Here is a 15,981-nt window from a genome sequence, read left to right as displayed (position 1 = left end):
GCCACGTTCGAAGAAATGCAACTTTTAGGTTGCCTTATGCATAACTGGGGATCAGGCTTCCGCCAGCCGTCCCCGCGGGCCAGCCATGTAGCGCAGCGCCACCAGCATCGCGGCAACGCCTGATGCCGCGCCAACGCCGAGTGCCCAACGTGGGCCGAAGTGGTCAGCGATCCAGCCGACGATGGGCGCGCCGATCGGTGTGCCGCCCATGGCGACGGCGATGCGCAGGGCCATCACGCGGCCGCGCATGGCCGGTGCCGTGGTGAGCTGCATCAGGCTGTTGGTGCCGGTGGCGAACATCAATGCGGAGAGGCCGGTCAGCACCAAGGCCGCCGCGAACAGTCCTTCGTTCGGCGCCAGCGCCGCCAGCATGCAGCCCACGCCGAACACAGCCGCGCCCGCGCAGAGCACGGACATGCCCGGTTGGCTGCGATAGGCGGAATACAGCGCACCCACTACCGATCCGACTGCGAATGCCGAGGTGAGCAGGCCGTATTGTCCGGCGCCGCCGTGGAAGGCGGTGAGCGACATGGTCGAGATGAAGATCGGGAAGTTGAGGCCGAACGTGCCGATCAGGAACAACATGACCAGCACGGCCATCAGGTCGGGCCGCTGCCACACGTAACGGAAGCCTTCCGCGATACCGCCGACCTTGCGCGACCTGCGTTCACCGTCGTGCAACTGGTCTACGCGCAGCAGCATCAGCGAGGCCAGCACGCCCGCGAACGAAGCGGCGTTGATGAGGAACACCCAGCCGCAACCCACGGCGGCGATCAGCAGGCCGGCAACGGCCGGCCCGATCATGCGCGCGGCATTGAACGAAGTGGAGTTGAGCGATACGGCATTGGCAAGGTATTCGTCGCCCACCAGCTCGTTGACGAAGACTTGCCGCACCGGCGCATCGAATGCGGAGACGCAGCCGAGCAGGAAGGCGAACACATAGACCTGCCACAACGTGACCACACCGGTGACTGTCACCAGGCCCAGGCCCAAAGCCAGCAGGCCGAGTGCGGCCTGCGTGCCGATCAGCAGCTTGCGGCGGTCGAGCCGGTCGGCGGCGTAGCCGCTCCACGGCAACAGCAGCAGCTGCGGACCGAACTGCAGGGCCATGACCACGCCCACCGCGCCGGCATTGCGGTGGGTAAGGATGGTGAGCACTAGCCAGTCCTGTGCCACGCGCTGCATCCATGTACCGACGTTGGACACCAGCGCGCCGCCGGCCCACATGCGGTAGTTCCAGATGCGCAGCGAGCCGAACATGCCGAAACCGTTCGCGCTCACCGGCGCTCCGGTGCATTGCCGCCATGGAAGCGGCCGAAGTGGCGTGCCATCAACACGCTCAACAGCAACGCGCCCGCAAACGCCGTGCCCACGCAAGGGATGCTCTGCACGTCGAAGTGGCCGACGTGCGCCAGCAGCAGATAGCCCAGCGCGAGATTCAGATAGCCCCAGCACACGTTCGTGGTCGAGGACGAGAGCCCTTCGCCGGGTGGCTTAGCGAAGGGACTCTGGAACGCGCACCCCGTCAGACCGTTGACCACGTGCGGTACGGCGTTGGCGAGCAATGCGCCGCCGAAGAACCACGACAGGAAAGGGAGCCAGGGCATGGAACGATCCTCGGTTCAGCCGTGCGTGCTGGCGAGCAGGGCGATGATCTCGGCCGTGCTGCCGGTTTCGCCCAGCCGCGGGAAGATGCGCGTCACGCTGTTCGTGTGCGACTCGGCATTGAGGTCGTTCATCGCGTCGGTGGCGAGCGTGACGTTGTAGCCGAGTTCGGAAGCCTGGCGTGCCGTGGATTCCACGCCGATGCTGGTGGCCACGCCCACGATCACCACCTGCGTCACACCGTGCTCCTGCAGGTGTTCGTGCAGGTCGGTGTGCGTGAACGCGCCCCAGGTGCGCTTGGTGACCCGGTGGTCGCTTGCCTGCACCGCCAGCTCGGGCACCAGCTCGGCCCAATCCGCCGGCAGGTCGCCCATCCGCTTCGGCTGTTCGTTGCGGCCTGGTGCGACACCGGCCACGTTCACCAGCACCACGGGGGCGTTGTACTTGCGGAAGGCTTGCGTGATCTCAACCACGCGGTCGATCACCTCGGCCATGGGATAGGCGCAAGGCAATTGCACGATGCCTTTCTGGATGTCGATGACGATCAGTGCGGTCTTGGGATCGAGCGTGGTCAATGCCATGGGGGGAAACCTTGTCGTGTGGAAAGAGGAATGGGGCTCAGCCTTCGGCCAACCGCTTGAGCAGCTCGACGCCGCGTGCGAGGGCGTCCTGTTCGTTGGCGTTGAAGCGCTCGCGGATGGCATGGAACAGCCAGTCCTCGCGGGCTGTCCGGATGGCGCGGATCTTTTCGTGCGCCAGCTTGGTCAGCGAGAGCAGGGTGCGCCGTCCGTCGCCCGGGTCTGCCGTACCCTCGAGCAGGGCCAGCGCCTGCAAGCCGGCCACTGTGGCGCCCATCGATTGCGGCCGGACATTTTCGGTGCGCGCCAGTTCGCTGACCGTGGCGCTGCCCTGGCGTTCCAGGTGGATCAATACGGTGACCTGCGAAAGCGTGAGCCCTTCGATGCCCACCTTTTCGCGCAGCTGGCGTTTCAGCTTGCCGACCAGTGCGCGCAGTTCGCGCGCGGTGGCCTGGGCCTGGGCAGTGCGCGGGTCGTGGCGGACGATCTTCATCTCGCGCATGGTAGGGCATAGGCAGGAAAACTGCAAAGTTAAACTTCATATTTATGAAAGCGCTCGCAGTTGCGCGACATCAATCGGTTGATTTCAGAACTTATTGGTTTAGTATTTCAGGCCCTTGGCTGCCATTGGCGGTCAGCGAACACAGGAGACGTGCATGAATGCAGTGGCACGAACGGCGGACGACGACATCCTTGTCGTGCGCGGGGTGGACAAGGTCTATCCGGGCGGTTTCCAGGCGCTGAAACACATCGATCTCGAGATCCGCCGCGGCGAAATCTTCGCCCTGCTGGGCCCCAATGGCGCCGGCAAGACCACGTTGATCAGCATCATCTGCGGCATCGTCAACCTGGGTGCCGGCAGCATCACCGTGGACGGCCATGACGTGGTGCGCGACTGGCGCGCCACCCGCTCGCTGATCGGCCTGGTGCCGCAGGAGCTGAAGACCGATGCGTTCGAGACAGTGTGGAACACGGTGCGCTTCAGCCGTGGTCTGTTCGGCAAGGCGCCGGACGACGCCTACATCGAGCGGCTGCTGAAAGATCTGTCGTTGTGGGACAAGCGCGACAACAAGATGCTGATGCTCTCCGGCGGCATGAAGCGGCGCGTGATGATCGCCAAGGCCTTGTCGCACGAGCCGCAGCTGCTGTTCCTCGACGAACCTACCGCTGGCGTGGACGTGGAGCTGCGTCGCGACATGTGGGCGATGGTGCGGCGGCTGCGCGAGAGCGGCGTCACCATCGTGCTGACCACGCACTACATCGAGGAGGCCGAGGAGATGGCCCATCGCGTGGGCGTGATCAACAAGGGCGAGCTGGTGCTGGTGGAGGAGAAGGCCGCGTTGATGCACAAGCTGGGTCGCAAGCAGCTGCGCCTGCAACTGCATGACGCGCTGGATGCGGTGCCGGCTGCGCTGGCGTCCCACCATCTGGAACTGGCTGCCGGCGGCAACGAGCTGGTCTACAACTACGACACACAGGGCGAACGCACCGGCATCACCGGGTTGCTGGCCGACTTGGCCGCGGCCGGCATCCGCTTCCGCGACCTCAGCACGCGGCAGGACACGCTGGAGCAGATCTTCCTGCAACTGGTGAAGGAGGGCGCATGAACTGGTACGGCATCCGCGCGATCTACCGTTTCGAAATGGCCCGAACTGGGCGCACCTTGATGCAGAGCGTCGCTTCGCCGGTGGTATCCACTTCGCTGTATTTCGTGGTGTTCGGCTCGGCGATCGGCTCGCGCATCACCAGCGTGGAAGGCGTCAGCTACGCGGCCTTCATCATCCCCGGCCTGGTGATGCTGTCGCTGCTGATGCAGAGCGTGTCCAATGCTTCCTTCGGCATCTACTTCCCCAAGTTCGTGGGCACCATCTACGAGGTGCATTCCGCGCCGTTGTCCTTCCTGGAGATCGTGCTGGGTTACGTGGGGGCGGCGGCTACCAAGGCGATCATGGTGGGCCTGATCATCCTTGCCACGGCGCGCATCTTCGTGGACTACTCCATCGCGCATCCGCTGGTGATGGTGGCCTTCCTGCTGCTCACCACGGTCACCTTCAGCCTGCTCGGCTTCATCATCGGCATCTGGGCGGACAACTTCGAGAAGCTGCAGGTGGTGCCGCTGATGGTGATCACTCCGCTGACTTTCTTGGGCGGCAGCTTCTATTCCATCCACATGTTGCCGCCGTTCTGGCAGAAGGTGACGCTGTTCAACCCCGTGGTGTACCTGATCTCGGGTTTCCGCTGGAGCTTTTACAACCTGGCCGACGTGGGCGTAGGGATCAGCCTCGCTGCTACGCTGGGTTTTCTCGCGTTGTGCCTGGTCGTGGTGTGGTGGATTTTCAGGACAGGCTATCGCCTGAAAGTCTGAACCGGGCCACTGAACGATTTGCCAGTGCGCGAGTCGAACCCCTGTTGAGGCGAAGCGTGGAGGTGAATGGTGGCGTACAAGCGCAGATCGGGTGGGCGCCGCTGGGTGCCGGCAGTGACAGTGGCGGCGTGCGTCGTTGCTGTGGCTGCCTACGTCACGTGGCGAGCGACGCGCCCGGATACGGCTCCCGCTCCGGCATCCACCGCGGCTGCGCCTGCGGATACGGCATCGCCGGCCGTGGCCGCCAGCACCCATCATCCGATTGCGCAAGCCTCGGTGCCTGCTTCCGCCTCCACCGCGCCGTTGCCTGCGCTGGACGACAGCGACGCAAACGTGGCTTCGGCGTTGCGGGCACTCGGAGGCGACCGGCTGAAGGACCTGTTGCTGCCGCAGCAGATCGTGAACCATATCGTGGCCACGGTGGACGCATTGCCGCGCCACGAACTGGGCAGCGCATCCATCCTGCCGCTGCGCACCCCGCAGGGCGCGTTCATGGCCGGAAAAACGCAAGGAATCCTTGCCGCCGACGCGCGCAACACCGGGCGCTATGCGCCTTACATGGCGGTCGTACGGCGCGCCGATTCACAGGCACTCGTTACGTGGTATGCGCACAGCTACCCGCTGTTCCAGCAGGCGTACCGGGAACTGGGCTATCCCAAGGCTTATTTCAACGACCGCCTGATCGCGGCCATAGACGACATGCTGGCCGCGCCTTCGCTGGCGCAGCCGCCTGCACTGCAGCTTGCGAACGGGCGCTACACCTACGTCGATCCCGCCCTGGAATCGCTGTCGGCAGGGCAGAAGCTGATGCTGCGGCTGGGCCCGGCCAACGAGGCCGAGCTCAAGGCGAAGCTGCGAGTGATCCGCAACCTGCTGACAGCGCGACAGCTATCCACCACCGCGCGGACGCAGTGACGAGCCTTAGCGTCAGCCGGTTTCGCAGAGCAACGCGCGTCGTGCCTCTTCGTCGGCACGGCGCGAGTGCGTTTCAGAGCACCACGACACCAAAGCAGGTATTGATACGGGTGAACGTTGCGGCGCCTGTAACGCTGGCGTCTTCTTCCCGACAAGCATCCCTGTAACCCTTCGTACTTCGCGTTCCACTGCGAAGCGGGTCAGTGGCATGTACATGTTTTTCCTCGGCGCCCCCTGTTTGGCCGTCGTCCGCACTTTACCTTTATTCACACTGTGTACACAATTGCCTGGAGCCGCCTTGCGCCATTAGTCATGGCGCGCCGCGCGTGGCGATCAGCGCACAATGAGCCTTCCTTTCGCCAAAAGCGGAGTTTAGCCATGCGCCCGACCATCCTTGCCTCTCTGCTTGCGTTCGCCCTTCCGGCTGCAGCATTGGCCATGCCAGGCGCGCCGCCTGGCCAGACCGCGCCTGCTTACGTCACCACCGCGATGAACGATCCAGCGCGGGGAAGTGACCGCGACGACGACGCGCGCCGCCAGATGGCCGCGGTCATGGCGTTTGCCGAGGTGAAGCCCGGTCAAAAAGTGCTGGAACTCGCCCCCGGTAGCGGTTATTGGACACGCGTGTTCAGTGCCATCGTGGGGCCGGCGGGGCGGGTCTATACCGTGTGGCCGGACGAGATGTGGAAGCACTCGGCCAAGAGCTACGCGAACTGGCAGAAGCTGGTCGCCACTGCGCATTACGGCAACGTGAGCCTGCTCAAACAACCTGCGGCCGAACTCAGTGCGCCAGCCAAGGTGGATCTGGTGTTCACCGTGCAGAACTACCATGACTACCACGACGCGTTCATGGGTCCGGTGGACATGGCGAAGTTCGACAAGCTGGTCTACGACGCGCTCAAGCCCAGTGGCGTGTTCGTGGTGATCGACCACGTTGCGCCGGCCGGCTCCGGCCTGGCCGATACCGATACCCTGCATCGCATCGATCCGGCCGTGGTGAAGAAGGAAGTCGAGTCGGCCGGCTTCGTATTCGATGGCGAGAGCGATGCCCTGCGCAATCCGGCCGATTCGCACACTGCGAAGGTGTTTGATCCGTCGATACGTGGCCATACCGACCAGTTCATCTACCGCTTCCGCAAGCCGGCGAAGTAGGTGGCCGTGGCGCGGACGTCAGGGTCAGGCCTTGTGTCCGCGCACGACCCACACCCACGGGAACATCAGGAACTGCGGCCACGAGCGCCGCGTGTCCAAGCCCGCCTCACGCAGCGCCTGCACATAGTGGGCGGTGTGGCGAAAGTCGAGCAGGGCGAGTTGGCCGCCGGGTTTGAGCACGCGGGCGATTTCGTGCACTGCCTGTTCGCGGTCGGTTTCGGTGGGCAGGTTGTGGATGGCAAGGCTTGAGACGATCACGTCGAAGCTGGCGTCGGCATAGGGCAGGTGGCGCATGTCGCCGGTGTCGATCTGCACGCGCTCGCGCAGACCGGCCAGTTCGGCATTGCGCGCGGTGGCTTCGACGGCATTGCCACTCTGGTCGCGCGTGCTCCACAGATCCAGCCCGGTGACCCGACCGCGTGGCAGGCGGCTGGCGGTCTCAAGCAGCAGCATGCCGCGTCCGCAACCCACGTCCAGCGCTTTTTCGTCGCCGCGCAGGCCGAGCGCATCGACCATCCGCCGCAGCAGGATGCGTTTGCCGTACAGGCTGCTCAAAGTCATCAGTACTGCTTCGGTGGCCATCACGGCGCCGGTGCCGATCATCGTCCCCGCCAGCGCAGACGGCAGCACGCGATTGCCGACGCAACCCAGCACGAGCAGCAAAGGGCCGCCAATGGCGAAGCCGAGCACCAGGGTAGGTGCGTCGATGCCGAACCGCGGTTTCCCCTGCATGGCTTGTGCTCCCGGCGAGATGGGCCATTGTTTGATGGACGCGAGGGTCGCGCCACTGACAGCTGTCACGCGGATCGCGTGATGTGCCCGACGCGCGCTCAACCCGGGTGCCGTGCTCCCAGCAATATCAGGACTTCCTGCGCGCTGCGGATGCGTTCGCTGGCGCCGGGGAGGTCGAGGGTGACGCGTAGCTTGTCCTGGCCGTCCAGCTTGTACACGCGTGGCAGGCTCTGGATCAGCTTGATGATCGCCATCGGATCGACCTCGGGCTTGTCGCGGAACACGATGCGGCCGCCGTTCGGGCCGAAATCGAGCTTGCGTATGCCCAATGGCGTCGCCATCAGCTTGAGGCTGGACAGCGCGAACAGGGTCTTGCTCGGTTCGGGCAGCAGGCCGAAGCGGTCGATCATCTCCACCTGCAGGTCGCGCAGCGCGTCCTCGTTGCGCGCGCTGGCGATGCGCTTGTACAGCGTCAGACGCGTGTGCACGTCGGGCAGGTAGTCGTCGGGGATCAGCGCAGGCAGGTGCAGCTCGACCTCGGTCTCGTGTTCGCTGGACAGGTCGAAGTCGGGCACCTTGCCGCTCTTCAGCGCGCGCACGGCGCGGTCGAGCAGCTCGGTGTAGAGGCCGAAGCCGATTTCCTGGATCTGGCCGGACTGCTCGTCGCCCAGCAGCTCGCCCGCGCCGCGGATCTCCAGGTCGTGCGTGGCGAGGGTGAAGCCGGCGCCGAGTTCTTCCAGCGAAGCCAGCGCCTCCAGCCGTTTCTCCGCGTCGGCGGTGATCGACTTGCGGTCGGGCACGATCAGGTAGGCGTAGGCGCGGTGGTGCGAACGGCCCACCCGGCCGCGCAGCTGGTGCAGCTGCGCGAGGCCGAAACGGTCGGCGCGGTCGATGATGATGGTGTTGGCGGTGGGGATGTCGATGCCGGTCTCGATGATGGTGGTGCACACCAGCACGTTGAAGCGCTGGCGGTGGAAGTCCGCCATCACGCGTTCCAGTTCGCGCTCGGCCATCTGGCCGTGGGCCACGCCGATGCGCGCGTCGGGGATCAGCTCCTCCAGCTCGCGCGCGGTGCGCTCGATGCTCTCCACTTCGTTGTGCAGGAAATACACCTGGCCGCCGCGCTGCAGCTCGCGCTGGAACGCCTCGCGGATGGTGGCGGGGTCCCACGCCGAGATGAAGGTGCGCACGGCCATGCGGTGTGCGGGCGGCGTGGTGATCAGCGAGAGGTCGCGCAGCCCGCTCATCGCCATGTTCAGCGTGCGCGGGATCGGCGTGGCGGTCATGGTGAGCAGGTCGACTTCCGCGCGCAGCTTCTTCAGCTGTTCCTTCTGGCGCACGCCGAAGCGCTGCTCTTCGTCCACCACGACGAGCCCGAGGTTCTTGAACTTGATGTCGGGCTGCAGCAGCTTGTGCGTGCCCACGATCACGTCGATCTGGCCGTCGGCGAGGCGCTTGAGTGCGTCGTTCACTTCCTTGGTGGATTTGAAGCGCGAGAGCACGTCCACCTTCACCGGCCAGTCGGCGAAACGGTCGGCGAAGTTGCGGTAGTGCTGCTGGGCGAGCAGGGTGGTGGGCACCAGCACCGCTACCTGCTTGCCCGCGGTGGCGGCGGCGAAGGCGGCGCGCAGCGCCACTTCGGTCTTGCCGAAGCCGACGTCGCCGCAGATCACGCGATCCATCGCGCGTGGCGCGGCGAGGTCGCCGAGCACGGCGGCGATCGCCTGTTCCTGATCGGGCGTTTCCTCGAACGGGAAGCTGGCGCCGAACTCCTCGACCAGCAGGCGGTCGATGGGCAGCGACACGCCGCCGCGCGCTTCGCGCTGCGCGTAGATGGCCAGCAGTTCCGCGGCCACGTCGCGCACCTTCTCGGCGGCTTTCTTGCGCGCGCGTTCCCACGCGTCGCCGCCCAACGAGTGCATAGGCGCCAGCTCCGGCGCGGTGCCGCTGTAGCGGCTGACCAGGCCGAGCTGCGCCACCGGCACGTAGAGCTTGTCGCCCTTGGCGTACTCGATGACCAGGAACTCGCCCTCCATGCCGCCCAGTTCCATCGACAGCAGGCCCTGGTAGCGGCCCACGCCGTGGTCCACGTGCACGATGGGCGAGCCGATGGAAAGCTCGGTGAGGTCGCGGATGATGGTGTCGGGATCGCGCGCCGCACCGCGCCGCCGGCGCCGCTCGCTGCGCACGCGCTCACCGAACAGTTCGCGCTCGGTGAGCACGGTGAGGATGGGTTGTTTGAGCGCGAAACCCTGTTCCAGCGGGGCGATGGTGATGGCGAACTTTTCTTCCGGACTACCTGGCTGCGGCGAGATGAAGCGCTGCCAGTTTTCAGTCTGCGCCGGCTTGAGTCCTGCGCCCGCCAAGGTTTCCAGCAACGCCTCGCGCCGGCCCGCCGAATCCGCAGCTACCAGTACTCGACCGCGATAGCTTTCGAGGAAATGCCGCAGCGAAGTGCCAGGCTCCTCGCCCTTCCGGCTCAACGGCAGCTCCGGCGCGGGTTGCGTGCCGGCATCCACCGCGTGTGCATGGCCGCTGTCCACCATCTCCACACGCAGGCGCTTGTTGAGCTGCTCGCGCAATTGCTCGGGCGAGAGGTAAAGCTCACCCGGTGGCAACACGGGGCGCTCAATGTCGTGGGCGCGCTGGTCGTAGCGCTCGCCGGTTTGCGTCCAGAACCCTTCGCTGGCTTCGCCCGAACCTTCGCCCAATACGATGAGGGCGTCGTCGGCGAGGTAGTCGAAAAGCGTGGCGGTACCCGTAAGCGGACCTTCCGCAACACCCCGCACATCCATGCGCGGACTCTTCATCGGGAAGAACAGCGGCAGGTAGTACTCGATGCCGCCTGGCGTCACGCCTTCCTTCATGTCCTGGTACAGCGGGCAACGGCGCACGTCGATGGGAAAGCGCTCGCGCAAGGCGCTGCGGAAATCCTTGGCGGCCTGCTCGGTGAGCGGGAACTCGCGTGCCGGCAACAGCTCCACCTTCTCTACCGGCTGTGCGGAGCGTTGGGTTTCCGGGTCGAAGCTGCGGATCGACTCCACCTCGTCGTCGAACAGCTCGACGCGATAAGGCTCGGCCGCTCCCATCGGAAAGATATCGATCAAGGCACCGCGCACGGCGAAATCGCCGGGTTCAGCTACCTGCGGCACGTTGCGATAACCGACAGCTTCCAGCCGGCGCTGTTCGGCGGCGAGATCGAACTTCTGTCCCTTCGCCACCGCCAGGCCGGAGCCGGTGATGTGCGAGCGTGGCGCGATGCGTTGCATCAGCGTGGCCACCGGCACCACCAGTACGCCGCGCTTCACGCCGGGCAGGCGGTACAGCGTGGCGATGCGCTGCGAGACGATCTCCGGGTGTGGGCTGAAGGCGTCGTAGGGCAGGGTTTCCCAGTCCGGGAAATGCAGCACCGGCAGGTCGCCGGCGAAGATGCGCAACTCGTCCTCGAGTGCCGAGGCGCGCTGGGTGTCGCGCGTCACCGCCACCAACAGGCCCTCGTGCGAACGTGCGGCTTCCGCCAGCAACAGGGCGCGCGACGAACCGTGCGGTGGCGTCCAGTAGCGGCGTTGCTTCGGTGAGGAGGGGAGCGGGGGATGCGGGATCGGAGCGGACATGGGCACGCAGGCGCTGGGGGCGTGGATGTGGAGCCGCGCCGGGAAAGCGTTCAAGTGTAGCGCGATGCGCAAGCTTAGCCTTTCTTCTTCTCCGCGCCAGGGAGAGGATCGAGGTGAGGGGGAGGGTGTTCGCGGGAATGTTGCCGACGGAACAGCTCCTGCTCTGCGGCAACGCAAGCAGGGTCCTCACCTCAGCGAGTTGCCAGACTCGTTCCTACCGGTAACTCCAGCGGACCTCGCGTCAGCGCTCGGATCAAGCCATGTGCAAGCCAGCGGCTCGCAAACGACATGGTTTTGCCCATCGGGGACAGGGAGCCAGGCGAATTACAGCGTCAATCTAATCTGCGCCGTGCCCGGTTCGTCCGGCATCAGCCTGCGGGTGAAGCCCAGCTCGCGGCACAGCTCAAGCATGGGACGATTCTCTAGCAGCACATAACCCCAGATTTCGGCGAGGCCACGGTGGCGGCAATCATCCACCAGCCGCTGCATCAGCAGCGCGCCGAGGCCGATGCGGCTCCAGTCCCGCTCCACGATCACCGAGAACTCGGCGCTGTCGGCAGCCTCGTCCACATAGATTCGGCCCACGCCGCGGATCTCGGCAGGGCGTACGGATTCGTCCACCAGCACCAGCGCGGTTTCTAGTGCCGGATCGGTATTGCACAGGCGTTGCGCCATCGGCAGGGGCAACTCGGACATGGCATGCAGGAAGCGGCGGCGGATGTCCTCCGGAGACAGGCGCGTAAAGCAACGCTGCAGCGCCGCCACGTCACCTGACTCGATCCCGCGCAGCCACAGTTCGCGACCGTCGCGGCTGCGCACGCGCTCGCCTTGCGCGGTATGCACGCTGAGCGTGGGGGCATGGCGCGCGTGGCTGCGCGAAGACAGGGAAGGATGCGAAGCCATCGAGCGCAAGCTGGCAGTACTCATTTCAATACTCTTGCGTATTGTGTGCAATGCAGCATGATATGGTTACAGCCTGGATGCAAGCTCTTGCGCCAATTTGGCGCAGTCGCACATATCCTTCGGTTCAGCCTGGGGGCTTGCCCGGAGGCCGTCGTGGCCGCTTCGGTCCGGGGGCGGAATGGCGGCCTTGTGCCATGTCGACGGCGTCGATCCAGCCTGCTCGCGAAGCGGGGAACGCGTCGGCGTAAGGCACATAGGGCTTGATGTCGAGAATCGGCGTGCCGTCCAGCAGGTCTACGCCGCGCACGCGCAACGCCCGCTCCTCGACGCCTATCAGTTCAACGGCCGACAAGCCGATCGCATTGGGCCGATGTGGCGAGCGTGTGGCCAGCACGCTGCGTTTGCCACCGCCGCGCGGCGGCCGCACCTGCGGTTTCCAACCCTCGCTGCGATGGAACACGAACAGCAGCCAGATCCGTTCGAACCCGGCGAGATCGGCAAACGCCTCAGCCGGCACGGTTTCGACGAACTCGATGCGTGCTTCCGCCTCGACCCCTGTCTCGGTGCCGGCCACCACTACCGATTGATGCGGGGCATCGATGCGCCGTGCGTAGGGCGAGCGCATGTGGGCGATGGGATGAGCGATGAAAGGCGCGGCGTGCGACGTCGGCATGGTCGGTCATGCGGGCCATGATCTGGGGCGGCCATTGTAGTGGTGTGCATTCGTCGCCGAAGTCTTCCCCGGGACCTTACTTCGCTTGTGTCTTGCGCGCGCGGTGTGCGTTCGAGGCCTTTGTTGCCGCTCCGCTGCCTGCCGGTCCCGAGCCCATCGTCACCGTTCCCGGTATGTATTGCTTGCCCCAGCGTACGAACGCGAGCAGCACGTCGCCCAGGGCCCTGCCTTTCGGGGTGAGCGTGTAGGCATAGCGCACCGGGCGCTCCTGGTAGGGCGTGCCGATGATGATGCCGGCGGCCTCCAGGCGTCTGAGGCGCTCCGCGAGGATGTTGGTCGGGATGTGTTCCGGGGAGTCCGCGATTTCGCCGTAGGTGCTCTTGCCGTGCAGCAGGTCGCGCACCACCAGCAACGACCATTTGTCGCCGACGATGTCGAGCGAATTGGCGACCGCGCAAGCGGAACGTGCGAAAGACTTGGCGGTGCTCATTGTGGCGGCTCTCCATGACAGCAAGATTTGTTGCTTGCATTATGAAAGCTAGTCGGGTACTTTTGCCACAAACTTGCAAAATGCAAGTTACTTGAGGAGACGCTCATGTCAGCCACAGTTCTTCCGCGCCCCGCCACGCAGGGGCCTCACGGAACTAGCAACATTCGTCAGGGAATCGTCCTGGTCTTGGCCGCATGGTTCGTGCTTGTCGTGTCGCTCGGTATATCCGGCGCCTTCGTCGGGCGTCCCGGGCAGCCACCGGTCGCCATAGCCATCGGGGTTGGTGCGCCTCTGTTGATGTTTTTTGCGTGGCTACGGTTCTCGCCGTCGTTCCGCGCATTCATTCTTTCGCTCGACCTGCGTCTGATCACGGCCATGCAGGCCTGGCGATGGGCCGGCCTGGGTTTTCTGTCGCTGTACGCACACAATGTGCTGCCGGCCATGTTTGCGTTGCCGGCGGGTCTTGGCGACATGGCAGTCGGCTTCGCCGCCCCATGGATGATCCTGGCTCTCGTGCGTCGCAGTGACTTTGCCGGCAGCCGGGCATTCGTCCGATGGAACCTGTTCGGCATGCTCGATCTTGCCGTGGCCATCGTCCTTGGAACCCTGAGTGCCACTTTGTCCAGTGGAGCCGCGGGCGAGATCACGACTGCGCCGATGGCAACGCTGCCACTGCTGGTGATCCCGGCGTTTCTGGTCCCGCTGTTTCTGATGTTGCACACCGCGGCCTTGATGCAAAGCCGGCTCATCGCCCGCGGTCCGCGCGTATAGGAAGCGCAGGACTGACTGCAGTCGTCAGCTGTTGCGGTGCGTCGGCCAGTCCTGCTTTCTATTGCTCCGTCGTGCTGTGCTGATGCACAGCAGACGGCGGGGCAGGCGTGCCAAGCCTCGCCGCGCTTGATCTGACAGTTCATCAGCTTGATCGCTGACTGCGCTGGCGGCAGGAACAGAGCCGCCATGAGCCCGGCAGCCGCTTCGTTGCCTTCGCGTAGCCGTGGTGACGCGAAGGTTCAGCGGATGCCGACGCCCACGCCCACACCGAAGCTGACATTCGGGTGCCCGCTGCGCATTTCGTCGGGTGTCCACACATGCGATTGCGCGATCTTCACCAGCGGGAACACGTAGTCCGCTTGCCCGACCTTGCCGACGCGGGTGCCGCCGAGTTGGCCGTCCACCGTGATGGGCGCGCCGCCCGGATAGTTCATCGGCTCGGCGTAGCCGGGCACGATGGCGATGAAGCGGCCGCTGGCGCCCGCGCCGAAGCGGGGACGCTGCGAGGAGTCGATCGGGTAGGCAAGCACCTCGATTTCACTGTGGTCCGGTAGGTTGCGCACACCCACCACGCGGCCTCCCCAGATCACCTGGCCTTGTGCGAACTGCTCCGGTGTCTGGGCCACCTGGGCCGGCGTGGCGGCAAGCGTGCCGGGAGCGATTTTGTAGATCGGCGGGGGGGCGCAGGCGGCCAGGCCGAGCAGCACGGAAGACAGGAGGAGGGTGCGGGTGACGGGACGCATGGCGGACTCCAGGATCGAAGATCGCAACAACGATGCAGTGAGCTTAGCGACGGCGTGGCGAAGGAGGTAGTTTCGCGGTTCTGGCCGGTGGCGCAGGCGCAGCCTCATCCACCAGCCAGTCCAGCTTCCATTCGGCGGGGTGTCCCTGGGCAAGCAGGCGGGCCATCGCGCGCAGCGGTTCACGCAGGGTTTCGTCCAACTGCCAAGGGGCATTGATGATGGCCATGCCCGAGCCGTTGAGGCGCAGCGGCGAGTCGCCGCCGTGCACCAGCAGCTCCGCGCGCAGCACGCGCTTGGCGCCGCAGTGCGTGAGCCATCGCAGGAACGGTTGCACCTGGCTGCGTCGCTTGATCGGGTACCAGATGGCGTAGATTCCGCCGGGCCAGCGTTGCAGCGCCTCCTTCAAGGTCTGCTCGATCAGCCGGTACTCGGCTTCCTGCGCCTCGTAGGGCGGATCGATCAAGACCAGGCCGCGTTTTTCCTTCGGTGGTAGGAGCGCTTTCAGCGCCTCGTAGCCGTTGCGTTCATGCACGTGCACACGCGGATCGCGGTGGAACAGCTCGCGCAAGCGTGCGGCTTCCTCGGGGTGCAGTTCGCACAGTTGCGCGCCGTCGATGTCGCGCATGGCTTGTGCGGCCTGCAGAGGCGAGCCGGGGTAGAGTTTCACGCCGTGTTCGTTCCCGGGCAACGCGAGGATGGAATCCAGCCATCGGCGCAGCAGTGGCGGCAGCGGCTCGTGGCTGGCGCCGGCGAGATCAGGAAACAGCAGGCGGTTGATGCCGTCCTTGTATTCGCCGGTCTTGTCGGCTTCGACGCTGTCCAGCGCATAGCAGCCGCTGCCGGCGTGGGTATCGATCACGCAGAACGGTGCAGGCTTGTGCTTGAGCGCCTCGATCAGCGCCAGCAGCAAGACGTGCTTCAGGACGTCGGCGAAATTGCCCGCGTGGTAGGCGTGGCGATAGTTCATAGGGGCGTTCGTGGGCAGGGTGCGCCAGTATAGGCCGCATAGAGCCTCCTCCAGAGTTGAGTGCTTTCGGCATGCATGGCTATGCTCGCTGCATGCGCCAACCCTTCCTCTGCCGTCTGCGTCGCTGCCGCGTGTTGTTCGCGCTGGCCTTGTGCGCATGGTTGGGCGTGGCCTTCACGGCGTTTGCAAAGGCCGATTGCTGTGCAGGCATGGATGGGACGAAGGTGATGACGCAACACCATGGCGCGCCTGCGCCGGTGCACGCGGATGGCGTGCATGCCGATTGCGCCTGTGCGCACGTGACGGCGACGCTGCCGGTTTTTGTCGTGCCGGTCGGCCTTGCGCGTTTCGCAGCAGTGACTTGGCAGGCATGGCCTGCCGAGGCTCCCGATCTGGCCCACGCGCCACCCTTGCGGCCACCGTTGGCCTGACCCCCTCCGTTCGCGCCGACTTGTTCGGTTGATTGCCTGCGC

Annotated in this window: 17 protein-coding genes; 6 read left to right on the top strand and 11 right to left on the bottom strand. The window is 65.4% G+C overall.

Annotation, left to right across the window (positions count from 1 at the left end; translation table 11 throughout):
• Positions 1-51 precede the first annotated feature (51 nt).
• Genes IHE49_RS16525 through IHE49_RS16510 form a run of 4 tightly spaced genes read right to left on the bottom strand, consistent with a single transcriptional unit; the run spans position 52 to position 2,676 of the window.
• Entirely contained in the window at positions 52-1,281 is a 1,230-nt protein-coding gene (locus IHE49_RS16525; protein ID WP_343227594.1) for an MFS transporter, read from the bottom strand.
• The gene (locus tag IHE49_RS16520) at positions 1,278-1,607 is read right to left on the bottom strand and encodes a hypothetical protein (RefSeq protein WP_192159958.1); all 330 of its coding nucleotides are present in this window, start codon (positions 1,605-1,607) and stop codon (positions 1,278-1,280) included. Before IHE49_RS16520 ends, IHE49_RS16525 begins: the two co-directional genes overlap by 4 nt.
• A gap of 15 nt (positions 1,608-1,622) precedes the next feature.
• The gene (locus tag IHE49_RS16515; RefSeq protein WP_192159956.1) at positions 1,623-2,186 is read right to left on the bottom strand and encodes an isochorismatase family protein; all 564 of its coding nucleotides are present in this window, start codon (positions 2,184-2,186) and stop codon (positions 1,623-1,625) included.
• 37 nt (positions 2,187-2,223) lie between these two features.
• Positions 2,224-2,676 carry a MarR family transcriptional regulator gene (locus tag IHE49_RS16510; RefSeq protein ID WP_192159954.1) on the bottom strand — a complete coding sequence of 151 codons (453 nt, stop codon included), beginning with the start codon at positions 2,674-2,676 and terminating at the stop codon, positions 2,224-2,226.
• Between the two features lie 163 nt (positions 2,677-2,839).
• On the opposite strand from IHE49_RS16510, the gene IHE49_RS16505 reads away from it, so the two are divergent.
• The 4 genes from IHE49_RS16505 to IHE49_RS16490 all read left to right on the top strand — a co-directional run bounded on the left by IHE49_RS16505 (position 2,840) and on the right by IHE49_RS16490 (position 6,615).
• A complete protein-coding gene (locus IHE49_RS16505; RefSeq protein ID WP_192159952.1) occupies positions 2,840-3,790 on the top strand; it encodes an ABC transporter ATP-binding protein in 951 nt (316 codons plus the stop codon).
• Positions 3,787-4,548 carry an ABC transporter permease gene (locus IHE49_RS16500; protein ID WP_192159950.1) on the top strand — a complete coding sequence of 254 codons (762 nt, stop codon included), beginning with the start codon at positions 3,787-3,789 and terminating at the stop codon, positions 4,546-4,548. Before IHE49_RS16505 ends, IHE49_RS16500 begins: the two co-directional genes overlap by 4 nt.
• Before the next feature lie 237 nt (positions 4,549-4,785).
• The gene (locus IHE49_RS16495; RefSeq protein ID WP_343227593.1) at positions 4,786-5,463 is read left to right on the top strand and encodes a DUF3014 domain-containing protein; all 678 of its coding nucleotides are present in this window, start codon (positions 4,786-4,788) and stop codon (positions 5,461-5,463) included.
• 378 nt (positions 5,464-5,841) lie between these two features.
• Positions 5,842-6,615, top strand: coding sequence for a class I SAM-dependent methyltransferase (locus tag IHE49_RS16490; RefSeq protein ID WP_192159945.1), 774 nt, complete (start codon positions 5,842-5,844; stop codon positions 6,613-6,615).
• Positions 6,616-6,639: 24 nt separating this feature from the next.
• Here the strand turns inward: IHE49_RS16490 and IHE49_RS16485 are convergent, their stop codons facing one another.
• From IHE49_RS16485 to IHE49_RS16465, 5 genes are all read right to left on the bottom strand, one after another.
• Positions 6,640-7,347, bottom strand: coding sequence for a class I SAM-dependent methyltransferase (locus IHE49_RS16485; RefSeq protein WP_192159943.1), 708 nt, complete (start codon positions 7,345-7,347; stop codon positions 6,640-6,642).
• Between the two features lie 98 nt (positions 7,348-7,445).
• Positions 7,446-10,961, bottom strand: a complete 3,516-nt coding sequence (gene mfd, locus IHE49_RS16480) for a transcription-repair coupling factor (RefSeq protein WP_192159941.1) — start codon at positions 10,959-10,961, stop codon at positions 7,446-7,448.
• A gap of 324 nt (positions 10,962-11,285) precedes the next feature.
• On the bottom strand, positions 11,286-11,888 hold the full coding sequence (locus IHE49_RS16475) for a GNAT family N-acetyltransferase (protein ID WP_192159939.1): 603 nt from the start codon (positions 11,886-11,888) through the stop codon (positions 11,286-11,288).
• A gap of 100 nt (positions 11,889-11,988) precedes the next feature.
• Positions 11,989-12,537 carry a tRNA (N6-threonylcarbamoyladenosine(37)-N6)-methyltransferase TrmO gene (gene tsaA / locus IHE49_RS16470; protein WP_192159937.1) on the bottom strand — a complete coding sequence of 183 codons (549 nt, stop codon included), beginning with the start codon at positions 12,535-12,537 and terminating at the stop codon, positions 11,989-11,991.
• A gap of 76 nt (positions 12,538-12,613) precedes the next feature.
• The gene (locus IHE49_RS16465) at positions 12,614-13,027 is read right to left on the bottom strand and encodes a helix-turn-helix domain-containing protein (protein WP_192159935.1); all 414 of its coding nucleotides are present in this window, start codon (positions 13,025-13,027) and stop codon (positions 12,614-12,616) included.
• Between the two features lie 186 nt (positions 13,028-13,213).
• Between IHE49_RS16465 and IHE49_RS16460 the strand changes: the two genes are divergently transcribed.
• Positions 13,214-13,798, top strand: coding sequence for a hypothetical protein (locus IHE49_RS16460; protein WP_225578519.1), 585 nt, complete (start codon positions 13,214-13,216; stop codon positions 13,796-13,798).
• A 239-nt stretch (positions 13,799-14,037) separates the two neighbouring features.
• On the opposite strand, the gene IHE49_RS16455 is transcribed toward IHE49_RS16460, so the two are convergent.
• Both IHE49_RS16455 and rlmJ read right to left on the bottom strand, forming a co-directional pair.
• A complete protein-coding gene (locus tag IHE49_RS16455) occupies positions 14,038-14,541 on the bottom strand; it encodes a Slp family lipoprotein (RefSeq protein WP_192159933.1) in 504 nt (167 codons plus the stop codon).
• A gap of 43 nt (positions 14,542-14,584) precedes the next feature.
• Positions 14,585-15,508 carry a 23S rRNA (adenine(2030)-N(6))-methyltransferase RlmJ gene (gene rlmJ / locus IHE49_RS16450; RefSeq protein WP_192159931.1) on the bottom strand — a complete coding sequence of 308 codons (924 nt, stop codon included), beginning with the start codon at positions 15,506-15,508 and terminating at the stop codon, positions 14,585-14,587.
• A 92-nt stretch (positions 15,509-15,600) separates the two neighbouring features.
• On the opposite strand from rlmJ, the gene IHE49_RS16445 reads away from it, so the two are divergent.
• The gene (locus IHE49_RS16445; protein ID WP_192159928.1) at positions 15,601-15,939 is read left to right on the top strand and encodes a hypothetical protein; all 339 of its coding nucleotides are present in this window, start codon (positions 15,601-15,603) and stop codon (positions 15,937-15,939) included.
• Positions 15,940-15,981: the final 42 nt, after the last annotated feature.

The organism is Rhodanobacter sp. 7MK24 (genome assembly GCF_014842995.1).
GTDB lineage: Bacteria > Pseudomonadota > Gammaproteobacteria > Xanthomonadales > Rhodanobacteraceae > Rhodanobacter_A.
The sequence above is the reverse complement of the archived record's forward strand: the minus strand, read 5'-3'. Positions and strand labels throughout refer to the sequence as shown.

What these genes read in the sequence shown, in the direction of transcription:
- IHE49_RS16520 (WP_192159958.1), bottom strand. Translation starts at nt 1,607, where the DNA reads ATGCCCTGGCTCCCTTTCCTGTCGTGGTTCTTCGGCGGCGCATTGCTC.
- IHE49_RS16515 (WP_192159956.1), bottom strand. Translation starts at nt 2,186, where the DNA reads ATGGCATTGACCACGCTCGATCCCAAGACCGCACTGATCGTCATCGAC.
- IHE49_RS16510 (WP_192159954.1), bottom strand. Translation starts at nt 2,676, where the DNA reads ATGAAGATCGTCCGCCACGACCCGCGCACTGCCCAGGCCCAGGCCACC.
- IHE49_RS16505 (WP_192159952.1), top strand. Translation starts at nt 2,840, where the DNA reads ATGAATGCAGTGGCACGAACGGCGGACGACGACATCCTTGTCGTGCGC.
- IHE49_RS16500 (WP_192159950.1), top strand. Translation starts at nt 3,787, where the DNA reads ATGAACTGGTACGGCATCCGCGCGATCTACCGTTTCGAAATGGCCCGA.
- IHE49_RS16490 (WP_192159945.1), top strand. Translation starts at nt 5,842, where the DNA reads ATGCGCCCGACCATCCTTGCCTCTCTGCTTGCGTTCGCCCTTCCGGCT.
- IHE49_RS16485 (WP_192159943.1), bottom strand. Translation starts at nt 7,347, where the DNA reads ATGCAGGGGAAACCGCGGTTCGGCATCGACGCACCTACCCTGGTGCTC.
- mfd (WP_192159941.1), bottom strand. Translation starts at nt 10,961, where the DNA reads ATGTCCGCTCCGATCCCGCATCCCCCGCTCCCCTCCTCACCGAAGCAA.
- IHE49_RS16475 (WP_192159939.1), bottom strand. Translation starts at nt 11,888, where the DNA reads ATGAGTACTGCCAGCTTGCGCTCGATGGCTTCGCATCCTTCCCTGTCT.
- tsaA (WP_192159937.1), bottom strand. Translation starts at nt 12,537, where the DNA reads ATGCCGACGTCGCACGCCGCGCCTTTCATCGCTCATCCCATCGCCCAC.
- IHE49_RS16465 (WP_192159935.1), bottom strand. Translation starts at nt 13,027, where the DNA reads ATGAGCACCGCCAAGTCTTTCGCACGTTCCGCTTGCGCGGTCGCCAAT.
- IHE49_RS16455 (WP_192159933.1), bottom strand. Translation starts at nt 14,541, where the DNA reads ATGCGTCCCGTCACCCGCACCCTCCTCCTGTCTTCCGTGCTGCTCGGC.
- rlmJ (WP_192159931.1), bottom strand. Translation starts at nt 15,508, where the DNA reads ATGAACTATCGCCACGCCTACCACGCGGGCAATTTCGCCGACGTCCTG.
- IHE49_RS16445 (WP_192159928.1), top strand. Translation starts at nt 15,601, where the DNA reads ATGCGCCAACCCTTCCTCTGCCGTCTGCGTCGCTGCCGCGTGTTGTTC.